23 protein-coding genes and 1 riboswitch are annotated in these 21,880 nt (G+C 39.3%); of the genes, 9 read left to right on the forward strand and 14 right to left on the reverse strand.

Annotated features, from left to right (window positions below; genetic code table 11):
- Window positions 1-336 precede the first annotated feature (336 nt).
- Together ggt and LJY09_RS19235 are read right to left on the reverse strand one after the other, a co-directional pair.
- A complete protein-coding gene (gene ggt, locus LJY09_RS19230) occupies window positions 337-2,415 on the reverse strand; it encodes a gamma-glutamyltransferase (RefSeq protein ID WP_228307395.1) in 2,079 nt (692 codons plus the stop codon).
- 409 nt (window positions 2,416-2,824) lie between these two features.
- The gene (locus LJY09_RS19235; RefSeq protein ID WP_028415012.1) at window positions 2,825-3,322 is read right to left on the reverse strand and encodes a tetratricopeptide repeat protein; all 498 of its coding nucleotides are present in this window, start codon (window positions 3,320-3,322) and stop codon (window positions 2,825-2,827) included.
- A gap of 173 nt (window positions 3,323-3,495) precedes the next feature.
- Between LJY09_RS19235 and LJY09_RS19240 the strand changes: the two genes are divergently transcribed.
- Entirely contained in the window at window positions 3,496-3,582 is an 87-nt protein-coding gene (locus LJY09_RS19240) for a YjcZ family sporulation protein (RefSeq protein WP_016765201.1), read from the forward strand.
- A gap of 188 nt (window positions 3,583-3,770) precedes the next feature.
- Here LJY09_RS19240 and LJY09_RS19245 read toward each other — a convergent pair whose 3' ends face one another.
- The 4 genes from LJY09_RS19245 to LJY09_RS19260 form a co-directional block, all read right to left on the reverse strand.
- Window positions 3,771-3,851: a YjcZ family sporulation protein gene (locus LJY09_RS19245; protein ID WP_016765202.1), complete on the reverse strand. Its 81-nt coding sequence runs from the start codon at window positions 3,849-3,851 to the stop codon at window positions 3,771-3,773.
- A 327-nt stretch (window positions 3,852-4,178) separates the two neighbouring features.
- Complete coding sequence (locus tag LJY09_RS19250; protein ID WP_028415013.1) at window positions 4,179-5,498, reverse strand: TrkH family potassium uptake protein; 1,320 nt, start codon at window positions 5,496-5,498, stop codon at window positions 4,179-4,181.
- Window positions 5,499-5,501: 3 nt separating this feature from the next.
- A complete protein-coding gene (locus tag LJY09_RS19255) occupies window positions 5,502-6,161 on the reverse strand; it encodes a potassium channel family protein (protein WP_098999628.1) in 660 nt (219 codons plus the stop codon).
- A 124-nt stretch (window positions 6,162-6,285) separates the two neighbouring features.
- Window positions 6,286-6,430, reverse strand: a riboswitch (cyclic di-AMP (ydaO/yuaA leader).
- A 115-nt stretch (window positions 6,431-6,545) separates the two neighbouring features.
- Entirely contained in the window at window positions 6,546-7,004 is a 459-nt protein-coding gene (locus tag LJY09_RS19260) for a carboxymuconolactone decarboxylase family protein (protein WP_028415015.1), read from the reverse strand.
- A gap of 120 nt (window positions 7,005-7,124) precedes the next feature.
- On the opposite strand from LJY09_RS19260, the gene LJY09_RS19265 reads away from it, so the two are divergent.
- A complete protein-coding gene (locus LJY09_RS19265) occupies window positions 7,125-7,580 on the forward strand; it encodes an Lrp/AsnC family transcriptional regulator (RefSeq protein WP_028415016.1) in 456 nt (151 codons plus the stop codon).
- Window positions 7,581-7,868: 288 nt separating this feature from the next.
- On the opposite strand, the gene LJY09_RS19270 is transcribed toward LJY09_RS19265, so the two are convergent.
- Window positions 7,869-8,771, reverse strand: a complete 903-nt coding sequence (locus LJY09_RS19270) for a peptidyl-prolyl cis-trans isomerase (protein ID WP_028415017.1) — start codon at window positions 8,769-8,771, stop codon at window positions 7,869-7,871.
- Complete coding sequence (locus LJY09_RS19275) at window positions 8,768-10,042, reverse strand: S1C family serine protease (protein ID WP_028415018.1); 1,275 nt, start codon at window positions 10,040-10,042, stop codon at window positions 8,768-8,770. The genes LJY09_RS19270 and LJY09_RS19275 overlap by 4 nt, the downstream gene beginning before the upstream one ends.
- A 222-nt stretch (window positions 10,043-10,264) precedes the next feature.
- On the opposite strand from LJY09_RS19275, the gene LJY09_RS19280 reads away from it, so the two are divergent.
- Entirely contained in the window at window positions 10,265-10,936 is a 672-nt protein-coding gene (locus tag LJY09_RS19280; RefSeq protein WP_228307396.1) for a response regulator transcription factor, read from the forward strand.
- On the forward strand, window positions 10,933-12,282 hold the full coding sequence (locus LJY09_RS19285; RefSeq protein WP_228307397.1) for a sensor histidine kinase: 1,350 nt from the start codon (window positions 10,933-10,935) through the stop codon (window positions 12,280-12,282). The genes LJY09_RS19280 and LJY09_RS19285 overlap by 4 nt, the downstream gene beginning before the upstream one ends.
- Window positions 12,283-12,317: 35 nt before the next feature.
- Here the strand turns inward: LJY09_RS19285 and LJY09_RS19290 are convergent, their stop codons facing one another.
- Window positions 12,318-13,310 carry a D-cysteate sulfo-lyase gene (locus tag LJY09_RS19290; protein WP_108674286.1) on the reverse strand — a complete coding sequence of 331 codons (993 nt, stop codon included), beginning with the start codon at window positions 13,308-13,310 and terminating at the stop codon, window positions 12,318-12,320.
- Between the two features lie 150 nt (window positions 13,311-13,460).
- Between LJY09_RS19290 and LJY09_RS19295 the strand changes: the two genes are divergently transcribed.
- From LJY09_RS19295 to LJY09_RS19305, 3 genes are all read left to right on the forward strand, one after another.
- Complete coding sequence (locus tag LJY09_RS19295) at window positions 13,461-13,979, forward strand: acyl-CoA thioesterase (protein ID WP_154973201.1); 519 nt, start codon at window positions 13,461-13,463, stop codon at window positions 13,977-13,979.
- A 74-nt stretch (window positions 13,980-14,053) separates the two neighbouring features.
- The gene (locus LJY09_RS19300) at window positions 14,054-14,734 is read left to right on the forward strand and encodes a GntR family transcriptional regulator (protein WP_028415023.1); all 681 of its coding nucleotides are present in this window, start codon (window positions 14,054-14,056) and stop codon (window positions 14,732-14,734) included.
- Window positions 14,731-15,672: a DMT family transporter gene (locus LJY09_RS19305; protein ID WP_028415024.1), complete on the forward strand. Its 942-nt coding sequence runs from the start codon at window positions 14,731-14,733 to the stop codon at window positions 15,670-15,672. The genes LJY09_RS19300 and LJY09_RS19305 overlap by 4 nt, the downstream gene beginning before the upstream one ends.
- Before the next feature lie 41 nt (window positions 15,673-15,713).
- Here LJY09_RS19305 and LJY09_RS19310 read toward each other — a convergent pair whose 3' ends face one another.
- The 3 genes from LJY09_RS19310 to LJY09_RS19320 all read right to left on the reverse strand — a co-directional run bounded on the left by LJY09_RS19310 (window position 15,714) and on the right by LJY09_RS19320 (window position 18,367).
- Window positions 15,714-16,292, reverse strand: a complete 579-nt coding sequence (locus LJY09_RS19310; protein ID WP_013084584.1) for a suppressor of fused domain protein — start codon at window positions 16,290-16,292, stop codon at window positions 15,714-15,716.
- A gap of 224 nt (window positions 16,293-16,516) precedes the next feature.
- Complete coding sequence (locus LJY09_RS19315; RefSeq protein WP_028415025.1) at window positions 16,517-17,617, reverse strand: M24 family metallopeptidase; 1,101 nt, start codon at window positions 17,615-17,617, stop codon at window positions 16,517-16,519.
- Between the two features lie 75 nt (window positions 17,618-17,692).
- Window positions 17,693-18,367, reverse strand: a complete 675-nt coding sequence (locus LJY09_RS19320) for a hypothetical protein (RefSeq protein WP_028415026.1) — start codon at window positions 18,365-18,367, stop codon at window positions 17,693-17,695.
- A 537-nt stretch (window positions 18,368-18,904) separates the two neighbouring features.
- Between LJY09_RS19320 and LJY09_RS19325 the strand changes: the two genes are divergently transcribed.
- A complete protein-coding gene (locus LJY09_RS19325; RefSeq protein ID WP_371129326.1) occupies window positions 18,905-19,636 on the forward strand; it encodes an LCP family protein in 732 nt (243 codons plus the stop codon).
- Between the two features lie 225 nt (window positions 19,637-19,861).
- Window positions 19,862-20,227, forward strand: a complete 366-nt coding sequence (locus LJY09_RS19330) for a hypothetical protein (protein ID WP_028415028.1) — start codon at window positions 19,862-19,864, stop codon at window positions 20,225-20,227.
- Window positions 20,228-20,254: 27 nt separating this feature from the next.
- On the opposite strand, the gene LJY09_RS19335 is transcribed toward LJY09_RS19330, so the two are convergent.
- Together LJY09_RS19335 and LJY09_RS19340 are read right to left on the reverse strand one after the other, a co-directional pair.
- Entirely contained in the window at window positions 20,255-20,773 is a 519-nt protein-coding gene (locus LJY09_RS19335) for an NAD(P)H-dependent oxidoreductase (protein ID WP_028415029.1), read from the reverse strand.
- Window positions 20,774-20,913: 140 nt separating this feature from the next.
- Window positions 20,914-21,660 carry a YwaF family protein gene (locus LJY09_RS19340; protein ID WP_228307398.1) on the reverse strand — a complete coding sequence of 249 codons (747 nt, stop codon included), beginning with the start codon at window positions 21,658-21,660 and terminating at the stop codon, window positions 20,914-20,916.
- Window positions 21,661-21,880 lie beyond the last annotated feature (220 nt).

The raw sequence follows: 21,880 nt of genomic DNA on the forward strand, positions 1-21,880 counted from the left end.
AACTATGTATTTTTTCATTGATACAGCCCCTCATCTATTTCTTATGCAAAAATGATGCCAACTTTGTTTGTAGCATTCTATCAGTCTTTTTATCACAGTTTTTCTTACACGTGCCAAAAAAACTGTCGATTTCTACAACTTTTTGGCAAACTACGCAAATTTTTTTGTCGTTTGGTTTAAAATCGCCAATTTTATTTGCTTACTTAAAAAGGAGTGAGCCAATATATAAATGAAACCTACGTTTACCATCGCAATAAAAAATCCGAACGCTTTAGATTCTCTATCAAGAATCAAACGCGTTCGGATCTTCCTTCAACTAAGCTACTTTTATCCCATTTAATTTGTAATAACGTCTCCGTCTTCATCATCGCCGGTATCGTTTTCACCAGGATCTTTTTCTAATGAGACTACTTTCTTTTCTTCATCCCATTTCACTTTGTAGCCAAGTGATTTGGCTACTTTGATAACCGATAAATAGGAGTGGTGATTTGGCTTATACAGCTTTAAATCACTCGAATCAATGACGCCTAATCCTAGCAGCAGGCGGTCGGACTGAACGTAAGGCTTTCCATCAATCAGTTTTACTTGCTTATCAGTAAATGGATACACGGCACGGTTGACTTCGACCGTAAACTCTCCTTTTTTCTCTTCTTTAATTGGTTTTGGCTGTTTGGATACATATTTAATTGCGTCTACTCCTAATACCGTGCCTTGGCGCGTATTATCAGCACCTCCGTACATTTTCCCCGTTTCATAGTCATAGATAACCGCTTGGACATTTCCAATATGCTCTGGCTTTTCTTCAAACGCATGTCCTTTAGCCATCATTTCAAGGAGTGTATCTTGGCTAAAACCAGGTTCCCATCTTACGGTTGGATAGCCGCTTGAATAAATACGAGGGGTTAAAATCGCTTTTTGAATCGGCATCTTATGGTCAATAACATTCATAATCGTTTCTGCTACAGACGCAATAATGGTTGGGCCTCCCGGTGAACCAATTGCCATGAACGGATTTCCGTCTTTTAACAGCATCGTTGGAGACATGCTGCTTCGAGGGCGTTTTTTAGGCTCAACCTGGTTCACGCCTCCCGGAGTGGCATCAAAATCCGTCATTTCATTGTTGAGCATAAATCCGTAGTCAGGAACCATAATTCCTGAACCAAAAACTTGTTCAATGGTAGTCGTGTAAGAAACCATGTTTCCCCATTTGTCTACAACAGAGAAATGAGTCGTTTGGCCGATTGGATTTTCTTCCGTTACCGTTGCTTTATTTGGATTTTCTTTTCCTTCATATTTCCAAGGGTCTCCTTCTTTAACATTAGGCGTTGCTTTATTTGGATTAATTAATTTACGACGTTCTTTAATATAATCTTCATCTAACAGGCCTTTTTTCGGCACTTCGTAAAAGTCTTCATCTGCCATATACGCCGCGCGGTCCGCAAAAGCTAAGTGCATCGCTTCCGTTAAATGCTGAAAATACTGTGGCGTATTGGAACCCATTTTTTCTACATCATAACCTTCCATTAGCTTTAAAATTTGCTGCACGGTTAATCCGCCGGAGCTAGGAGGAGCCGCACTAACCACATCGTAGCCTCGATAAGTTGTTTTGACCGGCTCGCGTTCTTTTACAACATAATTTTTTAAATCATCCATGGTCATGCTTCCATCGCGTTTTTGAACTTCTTTAACAAGCGCTTTTCCAATTTCTCCTTTATAAAGAGCGTCTGACCCTTCTTTTTGAATAAGCTTTAATGTTTTCGCAAGATCAGGCTGAACAAGCTTATCTCCTTCTTTTAACGGCTTGCCATTCGGTACAAATACATTACCGGCCGTTTGGTATCTTTCAAGCTTGTCCGCATTTTCATCGATATACTGAGCCATCGACCAATTCACTTTAATTCCTTGTTCCGCTTGAGTAATAGCAGGTTTAATAACATCTGATAAGTCCATGGTTCCATAATCTTCAAGGGCTGTTTCTACTCCTTTTAACGTACCAGGAACTCCAACTGCTTTTCCTGTTATGTGACGCTTACTGAAAGGAATGACTTTTCCTTTTGAATCTAAAAACAGCTTAGGCGTGACATCAGCCGGTGCCATTTCACGGCTGTCTAGCATCGTAATTTTATCTTTCTTTTTTTCATAAATCATCATAAAACCGCCGCCGCCGATACCAGACATCATCGGTTCCACAACGTTTAGAGATAGTTGAATGGCCGCTGCCGCATCTACAGCGTTTCCGCCTTCAGCTAACACTTTCCTCCCCGCTTCAGCAGCCAGCGGGTGAGATGCCGCTACAATTCCTTGTGTAGCACCCCGTTTCATTGAATGGTCGACACCCGGAACTTCAGCAGCAGCTGGTGTGACAACTAAACATAAACTAAATAACGTAATAGCCAACATCTTCATAACCTTCATCTGGGTCTCCTCCTTCAAATACATTATTTCACATCGCCTGAGACGATGGATTTCACGAAGAATAAATTGGTTTATTATGATATTTTTTACATATGCGTATAAATAAAAAGCAAAGTAAATCATACCTTTGCTTTTTTAGTTAATCGCATGTTTAACTTTTCTCTCTATTCATTTACAATTATCTATATTTTCTAACAATTTATCCATAGGCTGATAGTTTCTTACTATTTTTGGAACTATGTAGACTGAACGCTCTAATAATGTAGAAAATCTAGCAGTTAAGAAGTCGTTCGACTTACATGCACTTCTTAAATTTTTTATAAATATTCTTATTGTTATATAAAAAGCAATCCTTTATGAAAATCAGCATACGTTTTCTGAAAATCAAAAATAAAACAGGACTTTAGATTCATCGTCCTGTTTGGAGCATGTTTTCGACTTTTTTAATGTCCGCGTGCGTAGGATTGATTTCCCGAGCATAGGCGATTTGTTCTTTCGCTTTTTCCATTTCTTTTAATTGAATATAGGTTTTGGCGAGTTCGAGCGGCAGCATAATCCCTTCAAAACCAAGATCTTGCGCCTTCTGCAAATAAAACAGCGATTTTTCGTAATTCCCTCCAAACATAAGCGGAGTTTCCCGATATTTTATTCCTCGAACGAAGTGCGCCAAGCTTGAAGATGGATTTAATGTTAATGCCTGATGAAGAGCCCGGTCCATTTCTAAGTTCAATACCATTTTTTCAAAGATAATTGATTCTTCGATTTGCTTTGCTAAACAAACGGCTAAGTAACAGTACAAATCAGATGCTTGAGGTTTTTTCTTCATTTCTTGTTGAATTTCGCGCTTGATCTCTTTCCACTTTCCCTCTTCTAGCTGATTCATGACGTATTGTGCATGTATTCCCACCTGTTTGCCCTCCTTTTCCTCTTTATCATAAAGGATTTCTGCGCAAATGAAAAAAGTAAGTGTTCTTCATTCTTCACAAAAAACGTTACCATTAAAAAATAGGCAAATTTCTCAATCACTTAACCCAATTAGTACATAGGATATAGAGACTTTTATTAAAGGAGGTTACACATATGGGCGCAAAAGGCGGTTTTGGTTTTTCATTTATCGTTGTTTTATTTATCCTATTAGTAATCGTAGGGTGTTCTTGCTACTACTAATTTCTAGAGAGGATGAACATCATTCATCCTCTCCTATTTCAAAAAAACCATGCTTTCGCATGGCTACATACCGATTAGATGAATGAGTAGAGGAACTCATTGTTCGGCAATATTGAAGAAATTTTTGGTTTTTACTTCCGCCTAGTATGCCTTTTTTGAAGGGGACTATGCGCAAATAAAGTTAACGTTTAAAAGCGAAAGCCAGACGCACCTACAATAACAAGTAAAACAAATAACACAACGATTAACGCAAAATTTTGTTTTCCCACGTACCATCCCTCACTTCCTGTTATCTGCTTTTAGTGTATGCAACAGCTTGGCAAAATGTTTAGGACAGGGGTGCGGATTTTTCCAATGAGAAAAACCTTCAAATTTCGCCAAAAAAAGTGAATCATATTTTTGTTTCTTTCGTTATATATAGTAAGAGATTTTTTTACTATAAAAAAGGAGGGGCTTTAATGCGCCGACATTCCAAATTGCCCATTGTTCTTGTTTTTGCCTTCTTTTTATTCATCGCAACTGTTTTGTGCGTAACCTCTTATATGTCTTGAACGTATAAATAATATAAAAAAATCGCCTCATCGAAGGCGATTTTTCTATCCTAGCATTATATCTTCGTTTGGATAGCGAACGGCTTCACGCTTTTGCTTAGATAATGAAAACGCAAGGGTTAATGGCCCCACTTTTCCTAAAAACATGATAAAGATAATAATCACGCGTCCAAAGTATGAAAGCTCAGGAGTTGCTCCCATCGATAACCCCACTGTTCCAAACGCAGAAACCACTTCAAACATAATTTTTATAAACGGCAGGTTTTCTGAGATATTTAATAGAAAAATGGCCCCAAACACAAACATAATCGAAATCATCGTAATGGCTAGTGCCTTAAACACATGAAGAGGAAGAAGCCGTCTCTTTAACAGCACAATATCTTCCCTGCTTCGTAAAAATGCCCATACAGAAAAGACAATCACCACAAACGTTGTTAGTTTAATACCTCCTCCTGTTGACGCACTCCCTGCACCTATGAACATTAACATAACCATTAAAAATATGGTGGAATCATGTAGACTTCCTATATCGATACTATTAAAACCTGCTGTGCGTGTTGTTACCGCTTGAAAATAAGACGCCCACACTTTGTCTCCTAATGACAAACTTCCAAGTGTATGTGAATTGCCGTACTCTAAGAAAAAAATAAAAAGCATGGCAATCACGTTAATGGCAAACGTGCTGATAATCATAATTTTTGAATGCAGCGTTAGTTTTTTATACGATTTTTTTACCCACATATCAGCAAGAACGGTAAATCCTAACCCACCAATAATAAACAAAAAGGAAATCGTTATGTTAATAACGGGATCTCCTACATACTGAACTAAGCTGTCAGATAATAGTCCGAACCCTGCGTTATTAAAAGCTGAAATTGAATGAAACAAGCTAAAGAATAGCCCCTTAGACCATCCGAATTCCGGAACCCAGCGTATCGCTAAAAAGATAAGTGCAACAAACTCAATTAAAAATGAAAAGATAAACAGCCTTTTAACTAGCAGGACAACTCCGCCGACGCTCGTTTGATTTAATGCCTGCTGAACGAGCATACGCTCTTTAAATCCAATTTTTTTACCTAGCATCATAAAAATCAGCACGGCAAATGACATAATGCCAAGACCGCCTATTTGAATTAACAGCATAATAATCGTTTGACCGATGACGGTAAAACGCGTACCTGTATCTACGACGGCTAAGCCGGTCACTGTCATAGCGGAAGTAGATGTAAAAAGGGCGTCTACCCACCGGATTGGCTCAGTAGTAGAAAAAGGCATCATTAATAAAAGAGCACCAATAATAATTCCTCCGCCAAAAATGGAGACAAGCAGCTGCGGCGGCGTAAGCCTAACAATTTTTTTTTTCATAAGTTAAACTCCTTCTTCTTCAAAACGGTTTAAATCGCGATTATGTCCGATAACAATAAGCATATCTCCTTGTTCAATTGTTTCATGCGCCGTAGGCGAAATCACCATTTCCCCGTCTTTTCGCTGAAAACCGATAATATTACAGCCGTACTTTGCACGAATATTTAAATCAAACAGCGTTTTATTATGAAGTTTCTTAGAAGCGACAATTTCAACAATACTATAGTCTTTAGACAGTTCAATATAGTCAATAATTTTTTCTGACACCACGTGATGAGCAATCCGCTTCGCAATATCGCGCTCAGGATGAATGACTTTGTCCGCTCCTATTTTCTCCAGCACTTTTTGATGATACATATTCACCGCTTTTACCCATACTTGCTTAACGCCCATATCTTTTAAAAGCATCGTTGCAAGCACGCTTGCTTCGATATCGTCTCCAAACGAAATAAGAGCATGATCAACGTTACGAATGCCTAGCCCTTTTAAGCTAGCTTCATCAATTGCGTTCGCTTGCACGACATATGTAGCTGAGTTGCTATATTTCTTTACTACCTCCTGATTGCGGTCAATAGCGAGCACATCCACATCCAAATTAGCAAACTCTTCAACCAAACTGCCTCCAAAACGACCTAATCCCAATACAGCAAACTGTTTTTTCATAATGTATTTATTCCTTTCTTCAACTGCTGTGTGTTCTCTTAGCTTATACTTTTTCTAAAAAATTACATGTTTTTCTTAAAAAAAGCGCAAAAAAACACAGGAAGGCTCCTGTGTTTTTTCACACTCTTCCCCCTCAAAACGCTTGCGAAGTTAGCTGTCGGGTTCGGGTTTTAAGAGTAACCCTACCTTTTTAAGGATTCACCCCGGAGCACAATATGTGCGTAAATAATGGGTCCTCCGCTCCGTAATGGATTAAGCGATTTTTATTCAAATGTCTATGATCTATTTTTTAGAATAATCGATTCGATTCATGATACGTTTCACTTCACGAAAGCTATCTTACTCCTGTGGATTTTGTCTGTCAAGATATTTTTAGGGAAGACATCACTTGCGCTGCAAACTGCAAAAATCATATAAATCTAAACTGACAATCAGTTTGTGAAATTGATCAAACAAATTAATAACAGCCAAAAGCTCTAATAGCTGCGTATCACTGTAAAATTTCTTTAATTGATCCATATCAGCATCCGTCAAATCCCTTGGACGCACTCGGTATACATCTATAAATCGAAACAGCAGTCGATCTTTTTCTTCCAGCTCTTTTTCTCTTAACACTTTTTGATTAAGCGTCTTATCGCCTACATATGACATGCTCATACACGTCTCACAGCCGTTAACACCTGCTAGATAAAGCCTGATTTTTTCCTTAGTCTCTCTTTTTACTATATCACTGTTCCAAAGCTTGTCGTATAGCTCATCATACAACCTTTTTACATCTGGAATTAAATTCAGTGCTTTTTCAAAATTTGTTCCCTCTTCGTTTGTTAACAAAACTCTTGCCATTTTTTACTCACTCCTTTTTAATTATTATAGTAAGAAAAATGGAGATTTCAGATAACAAATAAAACATATTATCTGCTATTACTAATCAAATGAAACATTAATATGAAAGAAGGTTTTCAATTGAAAATTGATGAAATTGATTTATCGATTTTGCAGGCACTGCAGCAAAACAGCCGTCTTTCCTTAAGAGAGCTAGGAAAACAAATTAACCTGTCTCCTCCTTCAGTGGCAGAGCGAGTAAGACAGCTAGAGAGCTTTGGTATTATAAAAGGATATACAATCGATATTGATTATGAAAAGCTGCAGTTGCCCGTCTCGTGTTTTATTGAAGTAACCATGAAAAACGGAGAGCACGAGCGTTTTAAAAGATTTATTTCTCAGTATCCCTATGCTTTATTCTGTGAACGCATCGCCGGACAGGCTTGCTTCATTACAAAGCTTCAGCTTCCTCACCTGCACGTACTCGAGCAATTTATTAACGAAATTACACCTTATGCCAAAACGATTTCACACATCGCCCTTTCTCACGTGGAGATGTCTTCTGCATTATTGAGTCATTTAAAAGATGAAAAGTGATTGAAACATACGTTCACCGTACTAACGAAAAGATCCGAACGATTCATCGTTCGGATCTTCTTTCCACTAAACTACTTCTGTCCTAGCCTCTTTTATTCGTCCAAAAGCATAAAAAATAACCCTCCAAAGCTGGAGGGTATAAATTTTCCGAATAATGAAAGTTTTACAACTTCATTCTATCAGGTACCGACATTTCTGTCTACTTAAAAATGTAAAAGAGCTCTCTATTAATAGAAAGCTCTTTTACCTGCTTGTTTTTTGAAAACAATCAATCTATATAAAAGGGAACTACCTAAGGTTGAAAGTCACGTGAAACCTTGGCAGTTGATCCTGGATATACCGGTTGATATGATTCAAAACAAGTTCTTTCATCATTTCTTCTTTGACTTCTGATTCCGTTTTTTTATCTTTTTGTTTTAAAATAAGAATATAATAGACTTTACCCATTTTAATGGGCTTACTACACTCTCCGATGTGCTGTTTTTTTAAAACATCTATAAAAGAGGGAGATAGATTCGAAAGCTTTAGATTATCATCATTCTCTATTTTGCTGATGGTCTGGACATCAGCATATTTTTTTTGAACGTCTTGAAGCGATGTTCCTTTTTGCAGCTCAGCCGCAACGGTCTCGGCATCATGTAAAGTTGTAAAAGTTAGCTGCGAAAAAGATACGCGCGTTACATCATTCTCAATACGTGTATAGTAAGCGTCTAGTTCATCAGACGTAATTTGTTTACGGAAATATTCTTCTAATTTAAACTGATTTATTAGCTGTTTAGTTACATCGCTAGAACGAATGTGCAAGACTTCATAGCCTTGTTTTCTTGTATCTTCGTCATATGAACGTTTGATTTGTTTCCACATATCCTCGACTTTTTTCTGTACCCTGTCACTTGTCTTTAGATGCGAAATTAAGATTTTTTGCATGACAAGCTGCCGCAACAACTCTTTGCGGTAGCTTGTATCATTTAGCGGAGCATCGGGATTTAAGAACCCTTCAACGGCTAAAAAACGATTGAATTCAGCTCCTGTCACCTTTCCTCCTTCATACGCTGCCACTTCTTTGGCAGAAGATAGCTGACTAATTTCTACAGAAGGAAACATCGTGTTTGAATGCTTCCCTCCGCAGCCTGTTAAAAATCCTAACGCTGTTAATACTGCTAGCAGCAGCTTTAACGGTGCTGAACTCATCCATTGTTATCCTGCTGCTCTGAAAGCTTCAGAGAAATAGTTTGTTTTTTTCCATTTCGGTACACGTCTAATTTTACCGTGTCTCCTACTTTGCGTTTTGTGTATAGATATTGACGTAAATCACTGGATGTTTTGACTTCATTTCCATCGATGGCAACAATCACGTCTTTTGATTGTAAACCAGCATCAGAAGCAGAAGAGAATGGTTCAACCGTCGTTACGACAACTCCTTCAGACGTATCGCTTGTTAGGCCTAGCTGATCTTGTTTTGTTGCAGCTGAAAGCTGACCTACATCTTGAAGACCTACCCCCATATATGGACGCGTTATTTTTCCGTTTTTCATCAGCTGTTCAATTGTTGGCTGCACTTCATCACTTGGAAGAGCAAAGCCGATTCCTTCTACATTGTCTTCTGAAATTTTCATACTGTTGATACCAACTACTTCACCGGAAGAATTGATCAAGGCACCGCCGCTGTTTCCTGGATTAATCGCCGCATCCGTTTGAATTGCATCTACGTTCCAATTCTCTGAAATAGGGACAGAGCGTTTTGCTGCGCTCACGATACCTTGTGTGACCGTACGAGAAAATTGTTCACCAAGAGGGTTTCCGATTGCAAGAACCGTTTCACCCGCCACTAAATCTGATGATTTTCCGAACTTCGCCACTTGTTCAACATTTTTGTCGGACATTTCAAGCACCGCTAAATCCGTTAGCGCATCAGCTCCCACAATTTTAGCTTTTTCTTTTTGCCCGTTTGAAAGTGACACTTCTACTTCGCTTGCGCCATCGATAACGTGGTTATTTGTTACAACGTATGCTTTTCCATTTTCTTTTTTGAAAATAACACCGGAACCCGTTCCTGCTTCTTGCGTTTGGGTATCTCCAGAAAATGGATTTGTTTGCTGCTGGATGTTGTTCACGCCTACAACAGCGGCTGATACTTTATTTACAACTGAAACAAGATCTGACTGATTCACGGTGGTGCTTACTGTTCGAGGCGTTGTGCTCGTTGTTGTTGCGGTTTGAGTCTGCGTTGTTTGATTCACTGTATGCGTATCCGCTGAATCCATTAACCCTAGCTGCGGAGCGCCGTATAGCACAATTCCTCCCCCTAGCACTGCTCCCGCGATGGAAGATGCGATCACTGGAAATAAGCGTCTTTTTGGAGGCTGTGATGATGACGCAGGCTGATACTGATCATAGCGCCGCTGGCGGTTTTCATATTCTTCTTTTCGTTCTTCCTCTCTTTCATAATCACGTGGATCCATGAAAATCACTCCTTTTAACGTAGCAAATTTTATGTTATCTATACTATAAAATAAAAGTTTGGGATAAGTATCAAAACAATATGTGAAATTGTGAAAAATTTCTTTATAACAGCAAACACGTAGTATAATAGCGGGTACATAAACCTTTAAAGAAACGCGCATAGATGGCGTAATATGCTTTATTTACCTTAATTTTCATATATTCAGAGGAAGGTGTCAAATTTGAGCTTTACACTATATTTAGTAGAGGATGAACAAAATTTAAACGAAGTTTTAACCCTTTACCTTCAAAAAGAAGGCTGGGACGTTCGCTCATTTTTTAACGGCACGGACGCAAAAGAAATGATTGCAACTCCTCCGCACCTGTGGATTTTAGATATTATGCTGCCTGATATTGACGGGTATCAGCTCATTCGCGAAATCAAGCAGCAAACGCCACATGTGCCTGTTATTTTCATTTCAGCACGCGATGCCGATATTGACCGGGTTCTTGGACTTGAAATGGGCAGCGACGACTATTTATCAAAGCCTTTTTTGCCTCGTGAACTAGTTATTCGAGCAAACAAACTGCTAAACCTCGTATATGGTTCCAATCAAAAGAAAACCGATACCATTACGCTGACTCCTTATGAAATCGATTTACGTACGCGTACAGTCAGTGAAAATGGAAAGCCGATTGATTTGACGTCTAAAGAATTTGATTTTCTTGTCACTATCTCAAAAGACCTTGGACAGGCTTTTTCAAGGGAGCAGCTGTTGAATCTCATTTGGGGAGAAGATTATTTCGGCACAGACCGAGTGGTGGATGATTTAGTGAGGCGCGTGCGTAAAAAAATGCCGCAAGCACGAATTGAAACGATTTACGGATACGGATACCGGATGATGAAAGCATGAAAAACAAGTCGCTTGCATTTCAAATTTGGCTCGTCATCTCGGGTATTTTACTGCTCATTTCAATTTTGCTCGCTATTTTATTCCCAACGACGCTCAGGCAGTTCTTCACGAATGAAATTTATACCACTATTGAAAATGAACAGCATATTTTAAAAGAATACGGCCTGCCAAGCCGCTCAGGTGAATACTACTTTAGCAATGAAGACAGTGAACCAACGCTTGGCAATCGAACCGTGGATCATATTTTATTGCCTGAACATGCGGATATCTCTTATTTTTCATCACGGGTGTTGCCTCAAGACTTTTTGAGAAAAGCACAGGAAGATGCAATCAGTCAGCGAAAAATCGTCGCTCGCTATGAAAAAGATCTCGGCAACCGGACGCTTTTTTATGTGATTCGAAAAGTAAGCGTAAACGGACAGGCTGCTTTTTTACTTTCATTTTCGTGGGATACGTATCGCAACGCGCTCACTTCTACTCTTTTTAAACAGCTGCTTCTTGTCATTTCAATTGTATTTCTATTCAGCTGGCTTCCATCTATTTGGCTATCAAGATACTTAAGCAAGCCGCTTGTATCGCTTGAAAAAGATGTAAAAAAAATCGCCGAACAAAATTGGCATGAACCTGTTACAGTCAACCGTTCCGATGAAATCGGCAAGCTAGGCGCGTCCATCGAGCAAATGCGCAAAAGGCTCGTATCTAAAGATGAAGCACAGCAAACGCTGCTTCAAAATATTTCACATGATTTAAAAACACCGGTAATGGTTATTCAAAGCTACGCTCAGTCGATTCAAGACGGCATTTATCCAAAAGGTGATTTATCCCAAACGGTAAAAGTCATTGAAGATGAATCCAAAAATCTTGAGAAAAAAATCCGCGATTTGCTTTACTTAACCAAGCTTGACTATATGTCCACTCACCAGCTTGCACAAGACGACTTTGATTTTACTGCACTTCTTCATGAAGTAGTGGATCGCTTGCGGTGGAGGCGCCCTGAAATACAGTGGGAATTTGACGACGTAAATGCAACGATTAAAGGAGACAAAGAGCTGTGGACAAAAGTCCTTGAAAATGTACTCGACAATCAGCTGCGCTATGCTGATACGAAGGTTTCACTTTCACTTACTAAACACCAAACGAACGTTCAATGTACCATCAGCAACGATGGTCCGCCGATTGATCAAAGCGTGCTTCAACACTTGTTTGAACCGTTTAAAAAAGGAGCAAACGGTGAATTCGGTATTGGCCTAAGTATCGTAAAGCGTATTGTTACGATGCACGATGCAGCCATTACGGCTGAAAACACAGACGCCGGAGTGACGTTTTCACTTACTATTCCTATATAAACTAAAAAGGCAAGGGAGTCGACTCCCTTGCTTTTTTATGAAAAAACCGATGTATATGCATAAAGAGCTGGTGAACCCCCGGAGTGAATGAACACCACATTCTCATCTTTTTTAAAATAACCTTTTCGAATTAAATCAATCAGGCCGGCCATCGCTTTTCCCGTATACACAGGATCCAATAAAATTCCTTCCGTACCGGCCACAAGTTTGACTGCTTCCACCATCTCTTCTGTTGGAACAGCATAGCCTGGACCGACATATTCATCCATACAAACAATATCTTCTTTTTTAAAAGGCGTTTTGCTATGTAAATGATCATAAAGTTCACTCGTCAGCTTGGCAACTTTCATTTCTTGCTCTTCTTTAGCACGACTCACATTCATTCCAATAACAGACACCCCGCTTTGAAGGCCTTGAAAGCCTGCCACTAGCCCTGCGTGCATGCCTCCGCTTCCGCTTGTGCAAACTACGTGGCTAAGCTTTATTTGTTGCTCATAGCTTTGCATAAGCAGCTCCTGTGCGCAGGCAGCGTAGCCTGTTGCACCGATAACATTTGAACCTCCTACGGGGATTAGGTACGGCTTATGACCTTTTTCACTTAGCTCGCGCGCTACTTTTTCCATTTCCGCTGTCAAATCCGAACCTTCAGCGACAAACCGCATGTCATGAGCCCCTAATAAATGATAAAGAAAATAGTTTCCCGTCGGCTGATCACTTGCTTTATTTTCCCCTTCTTCTAATACGAGCACGCATTTCATTTGCTCTTTTACGGCAGCAGCAAGCGTCAAACGACAGTGATTGGATTGTATCGCACCGCACGTTACAAGCACGTCTGCCCCTTGTGCTTTTGCATCAGCTACTAGATATTCAAGCTTACGCGTCTTATTTCCGCCCCCTGTCAGTCCAAGCATATCATCGCGCTTCATATAAATTGAAGGTCCGTTTAACTGCTGAGATAAAACCGATAGCTTTTCTAAAGGTGTAGGGGAATCCGTATATTTTCTTCTAAAAAATTGCGTTAAGTTCATGCTCTCATCCTCTCTTTCATATTTGTTCTATTTTACCATATAGAAGCTTTTGAAGAGCTTTTTACGAAAGGGCTTTCTATAACTTGTATACATAAGAACAAGTAGTCAACATACATTAAACCATATAAACAGTTTGAAGGAGTGTTTTCAATGAGTGAAAAAGCAGTACTTTGCAGCGTCTCACGAGTAGTCAAATCACAGCACATTTTTCCAAATGACCTAAACAATCACCACACCCTTTTTGGCGGCAAAATTGTCGCTGACATGGACATGACGGCTTCTCTTTCAGCAGCTAAACATTCCAGAAAGTCGTGTGTTACAGCTTCCATTGATCATGTTGACTTTATCGAGCCCGTCACAGAAGAAGATTTTATTTCATATGAGGCATTCGTTGTTGTCACAGGAAAAAGTTCCATGATTATTTTTGTTAAAGTCATTGCCGAAAATTTGTTAACGGGCATTAAACGTATTGCTGCTACTTCTTTTCTTACCTTCGTCGCATTAGAAAATGGGAAGCCTGCTCCCGTTCCTCAAATTATTGCTCAAACTGAAGAAGAAAAAAGCCTTCAAAAAGTAGCTCTTGAACGAAAAGAGTCCAAAAAAACGCAGGTTGAGCACAGCAAAGCAATTGCGCGCATCTTATCTAAATCTTTGCGCAGCAGTAATTAAGCTCTTCATCTAAAAAGCAGCTGTCTGCTTTTTAGACGAAGTTTTTTAATTTTCACATTGTTATTTAATGTGATATGCGATATATTGGTTTTATGAAAAATAACATTCAACCTCTCAAACGACTTTCCCTACGGGAGGAAGTCTATCAAACACTTAAACACAATATCGTTATGCTTGAATTTCAGCCGGAACAAAAGCTTCAGGATAAAGAACTGGCTGAGCAATTTGGAGTTAGCCGCACTCCTGTTCGAGAAGCATTAAAAAGGCTCGAAGATGAAGGCCTTGTACAAACGACACCTGGTTCTTCTACAAAAGTGGCTCCATTAAACCTTGAGGAGGCAAAACAATCCTTTATTGTCGTCGCAGCTCTTCATGCACTTGCTGCTAAGCTGGCTTGTACTTCGTTACAAGAAGAAGATATGGGCGAACTAATCAAACATAATCAATCTCTAGAACATGCAATCAAAACAAGAAATGTACTGAAAGCGATCGAAGCGGATGAAGCATTTCATTCCGTTTTTTTAAACCGGGCGAATAATTTAGAGCTAGAACGTGTTGTAAAACAAACAAGCGCCAAAATTCAACGTCTGGAAATCGCTCGCTTTTCTTCTCTTGCTAGCCTTGCTTCCGTTGATCAGCACAAAGAAATCATAAATGCTTGCCGTCAAAAAGATTCCGCACTGACATCACAGCTTGTCGAAACAAACTGGCTGACGCTAGGTGAAGCGCTGACAAGTGAGGAGGAAGCAAAGTGAAGCCTCTTTTATTAGGCGTTGCTGCATCATTCTTTTTTGCTTTTACATTCGTTTTAAATCGAGCGATGGATTTATCTGGAGGCAGCTGGGCGTGGAGCGCATCTCTACGCTATTTTTTTATGGTACCTCTTTTGCTTATGCTTGTTTATTTTTGGGGTGGCATCAAACCTGTGGTGGCAGAAATAAAAGCCCAGCCGCAAAAATGGCTGCTATGGAGCACGGTCGGATTTGGCTTATTTTACGCTCCTCTTTGTTTTGCTTCCGCCTACGGTCCCGGCTGGCTTATTGCAGGAACTTGGCAAATCACGATTTTATCGGGGTCTCTCCTAGCTCCTTTGTTTTACAAGGAAGGAAAAAAGCGAGGAGCCATTCCTTTCAAGCAGCTAGGTTTTTCGTTTATTATTTTAATAGGAGTTGTGCTCATGCAGCTTGAGCATGCGACTGAACTGTCGGCGGCTACTGCCTTGCTTTGTACGATTCCCATTTTAATTGCGTCTTTTGCGTATCCGCTTGGCAACCGTAAGATGATGGAGCTGTCGTCGCTTAATACGTTTCAGCGCGTGCTTGGAATGACGCTTTCAAGCCTGCCGTTTTGGATTATTCTTTCTGTCTATGCCTACTTGACCGATGGACTACCAAAACCAACTCAGATGTATCAAAGCAGTTTAGTTGCTTTACTTTCAGGAGTGTGTGCAACGATTTTATTTTTTGCGGCAACTGACCTTGTGAAAAAAGATTCTCACAAGTTAGGTGCAGTTGAAGCTACACAATCGATGGAAGTTTTATTTGCCCTGCTAGGAGAGGTCTTCCTTCTATCAAGTCCTTTGCCATCGATTCTTTCTTGGGTTGGAATGGGAGTTATCGTAGCAGGCATGGTGCTTCACAGCTACCAAACGAGTCATAAAAAAGCTATACCTCAAAAAGAATTGACCTACTAATCAATAACAAAAAAGAGCGTCTCAGTCGGCGCTCTTTTTGTTTATACAACAGATCTTCTTTCTAAATTGAAGACATTAACCTGCTCAGCATCAAAGCGGCTTAGCAACGAATCTACTCCGTACTCAAGTGCAAAAGCACGTTCATTTTCTGAAATCGGAACGGCCTGCAGGAACGTTACTTTTTTATCAGATAGTTCAATCGTTGAAAAATTATCCCATAAAAACGGCGGAATCAGCAAAATGTGCTGCATATGAAAGCTGTCATCAAGGACTGCAATAACGTCTTTATAAATAGCTCCTGGGAAAATGGAGACATGAGATTTCATCATATGGAAAATACAGTTTGCTAAAATAGCAGAATAAATACCGAACTCCTCATGACAAGCCCCAACAATTTCAATTCGAAGCGGGATCCCTCCAACTGTATAACCTGTCGGACATTGATGTCCACCGAGCGTTGCATACGCGGTTACGTCTTGACGCGGATGATTTTCACATGCCACAACGTGAATACCATGCTTTTTTCGTTCATCTGAATAATCTTCAATTCGGTCCTTTTGACCAAATACATCTATTGCTTTATGTATAATTAATTCTTCATCTTTTGTAAAATTACTCATAAAAAACCTCCTTGCTTGCGACCTTAAAAAGTCCCCTACTGTACAGCATATACTACCGCACTCGCTTACGATATAGTTTTTAGAAAATGTGATAGAAATGTTATCGTTTCGTAACATACTATGAAATTGTCTCAAGAAGCAAACAAGAAACCTTAACCAATTTTTTCTTTTCCCATAAAAAAATAGAGCCTGCACCATGGCAGCCTCTATTTTTTATGACATTATTATGAAATAATTTGTAATTCTTTTGGGTACTTCGTTAACGTTTCGTATCCATCTTTTGTGATGATTACATCATCTTCAATACGCACGCCTCCGAGTCCTGGAATATAGATACCCGGTTCAATCGTATACACCATGCCTTCTTGAAGCACATCATCATTGTTGCGGCTCATTGAAGGAAACTCATGCACGCTGATACCAAGGCCATGACCAAGACGATGCAAGAAATACTCTCCATACCCTGCTTCTGTAATAATATTGCGTGCTACCATATCCAAGTCGCCAATGCGAGTGCCAGGCTTGGAAGCTTCAAGAGCTGCCTGCTCGGCGCGCTGTACCGTTTCATAGATTTCTTTTTGCTTATCATTAATCGACTTGTACGCGACTGTACGCGTAATATCTGAACAGTATCCATCTAGCACTACACCTAAATCGAAGAGAACCATATCTCCTGGCTTTAACGTGCGAAGACCTGGGTTCCCGTGCGCTTCTCCCGTTTTTTCACCAAATAACACCATCGTTGAAAACGACATCTCACGAATTCCTTTTCGCTTTAGCTCGTATTCAATTTTAGCCAGAACATCCATTTCCGTAACGCCTTCTTTTAAGGCAGCTACGCCTACTTCTACGCCAAAATCAGCTAATGCAGCTGCCTTTTGCAGAATCTCAACTTCACGCTCATCTTTAATTAAACGCAGCTGATTTAATTTCTCTTCTGCTCCGACTAGCTCAGCATTTGGATATAACTTAAGCAGTTCTTCAGCTCTCGCATACAGCAGCTGCTCTTTCTCTACAGCAACTTTTTTCACATCCATTACGTTTCGTTTATGTAAAGCTTCTTTAATAAGTTCCCAAGGATTTTGATGGTCTTCATATCCGATCACATCAAATTTCCAGCCGGCTTCTTTTGCTTGACCCACTTCCATTGATGGACAAACAAGCATCGGCTCCGCTTCATTAAATAAAAATAAACCAAGCAGACGCTCATGCGGATCCGTGTGAAATCCAGTTAAATAAAATACGTTTTCAGTTGACGAAATAAAGGCCGTTTCTACATTCTTTTCCTTCAGCCATGATACGACTTTTTGCAAACGTGCTTCCATTAAAAAAACCCCTTTCATTGTGCAATATTACTATTATAACATAGTTATTTAGCAATATTGTACAATGAATAGAGGTTAAGACAAAGCCGCGTGAAGAGTAGTAAGCTGCTCTTTAATCGCTTTTCGCTGAATACTTACTTTCATCAGCCAGCCATTTTCTCCGTATCTATAAATAAATTCGTACGTACCTTTAGGAAAATATTCTTTTACCAGCATGTCTCGGTTTTCAACAAATCCCGGATCGCCAATAAAATAGCTACCTTCTTCAAGCGGGAGCTCATGAACTTTTTTTTCTAGCTGCTTCTCTTCGTCTTCGTCATCATCTATCACAATGTGAAGACCACCTTCATCACGCACAACGTCAAATTCACCGTTTTGTTCAAGCTCAAGCACCGGTACCACTTGTCCATTTACCGTTAGCAGCTGCTTGGTTCCTTCAAGGACCTGGGACCAATGATCATCGTATAAAGTAGAAGAATAAAAAATATAGCCCTGAGATTTATATAATAAAAGCAGCTGTTCAAAATGATTTTTCACTTGTTCTTTATCAAATAGAATAACAAAATGCTTTCGATAGAAAAAACTTGTAAAAGGCAGAATAGACGATTGATTAAGCTCTCTAATTATTTCAGCACTATCCTTACCTGAAATAATAGCTCCGGTCAATTCCCCCGCGCCATAAGGTTTCCAATGACTTAACGCCGCTTCTGGAATCAGCACAAGGTTCGAAGATGACACATATATACTCATTCGCTTCACTCCTTTTTTCTACACTTAGACCTATATTTAATTCTCAACAAACAGAGACTTTTCTCTTATACCCTTCTTAAAAGACAGAACTTTTTCCCTAACTATGATAGATTATAACAAATATCCTCGAAAAAAATAACCTTTATTTCCTCTTTCTTCTATTTGTACACTTCTCTTATTTTAGCTGTCTTCGCAGATTTACTAGTGAACGTACTTGCTAATCTAATTCCTTAGTGTTAATTTTATTATGTCGTTTTATAATTTTTTGCATAATTGGTTTTAAACAAAAAAGTATTAATATTTTTGAATGCGATGGTGAGACATTTGGAAGAACGTACAGAACGTAAACAACATAAAAGAAAAAAGCAAAGAAAAAAGAAACGCTTTAGAAAGCTACTTCTTTTCTTTCTCATTCTTGTAATCGCCGCTGGTGCATATGTGTATTATCAATACCAACAAGGATTAGCAGAAGCAGACGGAGCTTTTGGGAAAGATGGACAGTTTGATTTTAATGGTGCAAGTGCCAATTTAGATAGCATGAATGTGCTGCTTCTCGGAATTGACTCTCGCGGTGAAGAACATTCGCGTGCCGATACAATCATGATTGCTCATTATGACAAAGACAGCAATCAGCCTAAAATTGTTTCTTTGATGCGTGATTCATATGTGGATATTCCTGGACATGGCAAAAACAAATTAAATTCAGCCTATGCATTTGGCGGGCCCGAATTAATGCGTAAGACAATTAAAGAAAATTTCGGCGTAGATGTAAACTATTATGCTGTTGTTGATTTTAAAGGTTTTTCTAAAGTTGCCGATACGATTGCCCCTGAGGGAATTACGGTTACCGTGCCACATGAAATGTCGTCAGGAATTGGCATGACGCTAAAACCTGGAAAACAAACTCTTCACGGAGATAAATTACTAGGATACGTGCGATTCCGCCATGATAGCCAAAGTGATTTCGGGCGCGTGAAGCGTCAACAAGAAGTGATTGGTAAATTAATGGATGAAGCTCTTCAAGTAAAGACACTGGCGAAAGCTCCTAAGCTATGGGGTGTCATTGATCCATATGTGGATACAAATATTCCGCCAAAAACATTTATTGTGATAGGAAAAGATTTTTTAGTTGGAAATCAGCCAGATTTAAAATCTCTTCGTTTACCGGTTGAAGGTTCCTATTCAAATGAACGAATATCCGGTATTGGTGCTGTTTTAAGCATCGACCTTGAAGAAAACAAACAAGCGTTACAGTCATTTTTAAATTAGGAAAAGGTGTCCATTAGAGGACACCTTTTTTTATACTATTCAAAAAAACTTCTGTTTTTCCTCCCTATCCTTCAAAAAATTTTCAGCTTCGACAAAAAATGGAGATAAAATGGAGTTGTTTTCTAGAAAACAGCTGTTTCTTTGGAGTTCTATTTTTTCTCCTGTATGCGTATATGAAAAGAGAAGGACTTCTTTTTTATATTTTTTAGTCAAGGAGATGAAATGATGAAATTATATGGTTTTCAATCTGAAGAAGAGCGTTCCTTTCTTCATTCTACCTATAAAGTAAACCCATTACTTTCTCATACTGGAGATGTCAAAATCAGCTTTTTATCTTTTCAAGAAAATGATTATACCCCCCGTCAAGAAGCTACGATTCCACAGCTTCTTTTAGTCGTTCACGGGGAAGGCTGGGTAGCTGGCGATAACGGACTGAAAATTTATATCAAACAAGGTGAATCAGCATTTTGGAGAGCTGGGGAATCTTTTGAAGTCGGGAGTCTAACGGCTATGACAGGACTACTGATTGAAGGATTAGATATTGCTCCTCAAAAGCTGCTTACTTCTTTCTCACGAACAAACGCAAATTAAAAAGCCGCTTTGACGCGGCTTTTTTTATTATCTTAGTAATTGAGCGTAGTTTTCTGCGCTATCTTGAATAACTTTGTCACTCAGGTCACCGCCTGCTCCTTGAAATAAAAATGGAGTTTGGAACTTCATACCTGTTAAATTTGCCATAGCTTGGAAAGGAAGAAGCAGATGATTCATTGGGTAACGGTTGTATCCCCCTTCTTGATAAGCTTCTGCAGGGCCTCCTGTCGAAGTAGCTACGACAAACTCTTTTCCCTGAAGTTTAGTACCTTTGCTTCCATAAGCCCATCCGTATGTTAAAACAACATCTTGCCACTCTTTTAAGAGTGCTGGTGAGCTGTACCAGTAAAATGGAAATTGAAAAACAATACGATCGAATTGAACAGCTAACTCCTGCTCTTTTTCTACATCAATTTTGAAATCGGGATAGTTTGCGTATAAATCATGAACGTACACATCCTCCTCTTTTTTTACTCGCTCTGCCCACGCTTTATTAATACGAGAAGATGCTAGATTTGGATGCGCTAAAATAACCAGTGTTTTCATTTTGATACTCTCCTTCTGATGTCTGTGCTTGCTTTTTTCTTTTCTATTTTTTACGCTTGCCTCTCACGGCTTGTTCACTCATTCTTTCCTTTTCCTTCAGGAAATCCGAGTTCGTTTACACTTATAAATTACCAGTATTATCATTCTGCTTCAATAAAATTGACTTTGCTTTTATCACCTTTAATTTTTTTATGTACCCAAAACGGAAGATAAAGGACAAGAAAACTAAGAATCATGATTCCTTCAATCCATACTAAATACCAAGGATGAGGTCCAAGAACATCCAGCAAGGAAGCGTGCTCTGGCTTTTTCATCATGTATAAATAATTCGCACCCAGTAAACGATTCATGACATAGATAAAACCTCCGTACAGATTAACAAATACTACGCTTACCCATAAAGAACGAAACGTCGGCTCATATCTGCAGGCAGCAATTAGCATACAGCAAGCAAGTACCACACCGCCATGCGATACATAGAACTGCACATAGCGAAACTGGGCATACGCATAGCCGCCAAGGTCTGGGGTAATCATCGCTTGAACAGAGCTGCTGATTCCTGCGAAGTACACAAAATAAAAAAGAAATCTGCTTTTGGTTATCAGCATAACAGCAGCCAGCAGCACGACTATATCACTCAGCTGAAGAGGCAAAGAAGTTTCAACGGACCACTGATGACATCCGATTTCCCAAGCCTGGTAGGCCGTTTCTGAAGCAATTAGAACGAGTGAAAGCAAAACGAACACAAACCTCTTTTTTCGCAGCTGCTTTCGACACAAAATAATAACTGTTCCTATGATCACGATAATGGCTAAAGTTACAAGGTGTTCAACTGAAAAAAGCTGAAAAGAATGTTGTACAGGATGACACGCAAAAAATGAATTCATAACGGCGCCTCCTCTCCATCAAAAAACAAATTTGGTACCTTTAGCTTGTTCATAAAATCGTATTTTCATTAATGCTTCTCTCACAGCAAAAAGAGATTGAAACATAACGAAATCACGCCAATATAAAGAAGAACAAATGGGGTAAATGATCGAGTATGAATTGCCTCTTGCGCTCCAATCAATTGCTAGAAGCACCTACATATATGAAAGCTACGTCCAC

Origin of the sequence: Priestia sp. J2 (genome assembly GCF_020790095.1) — a bacterium.
In the GTDB taxonomy this organism is placed as follows: domain Bacteria; phylum Bacillota; class Bacilli; order Bacillales; family Bacillaceae_H; genus Priestia; species Priestia zanthoxyli.